The organism is Thermus aquaticus (assembly GCF_001280255.1).
Lineage (GTDB): Bacteria > Deinococcota > Deinococci > Deinococcales > Thermaceae > Thermus > Thermus aquaticus.
This window is the reverse complement of the sequence record NZ_LHCI01000007.1, coordinates 1-724: the sequence shown is the minus strand read 5'-3', so window position 1 is coordinate 724 and position 724 is coordinate 1. Positions and strand designations below refer to the sequence as shown.

Here is a 724-nt window from a genome sequence, read left to right as displayed (position 1 = left end):
ATCGCCGTGGACCCGGTGGAGGGGACCACCACCGCCGCCAAGGGCCTGCCCAACGCCGTCACCGTGATCGCCATCAGCGAGAAGGGCGGGCTCTTCCACGCCCCCGACATGTACATGGAAAAGCTCATCGTCCCCCCGCCCGCCGCCGGGCTGGTGGACCTCACCTGGCCCGTGGCCGCCAACCTGAAGGCTTTGGCCCTGGCCCTCCAGCGCTCGGTGGAGGACCTGGTGGTGGTGGTCCTGGACCGCCCCCGGCACGAAGGGCTCATCCGGGAGATCCGGGAGGCCGGGGCCCGGGTCAAGCTCATCTCTGACGGGGACGTGATCGCCGCCCTGGCGGCCGCCATCCGGGGGACGGGGGTCCACGCCGTCATGGGCATCGGCGGGGCCCCGGAAGGGGTTCTGGCGGCGGCGGCCCTCAAGTGCCTGGGCGGGGAGATCCAGGCCCGCTTCACCCCGCAAAACGAGGAGGAGCGGGCCCGCCTCAAGGCCATGGGCGGGGACGAGAACCGCATCTACCGCACCGAGGACCTGGCCCCGGGAAAGGAGATCGTCTTCGCCGCCACCGGCATAACCGACGGGGACATCCTCCAGGGAGTCCGCTTCTTCGGCGGCGGGGCCAGGACCCACTCCATCGTCATGGGGCACGCCACCCGCACCGTGCGCTTTATAGACTCCATCCATCTCTTTGAGACGGGCGCCCGGGTCACCATCCGGGTTTAAG

Annotated in this window: 1 protein-coding gene; it reads left to right on the top strand. The window is 70.4% G+C overall.

Going from position 1 to position 724, the window contains the following annotated elements; all coding sequences use genetic code 11:
* On the top strand, window positions 1–723 hold a 723-nt coding region (glpX, locus tag BVI061214_RS00085), incomplete at its 5' end, for a class II fructose-bisphosphatase (protein ID WP_053766876.1).
* Between the last annotated feature and the right edge of the window lies 1 nt (window position 724).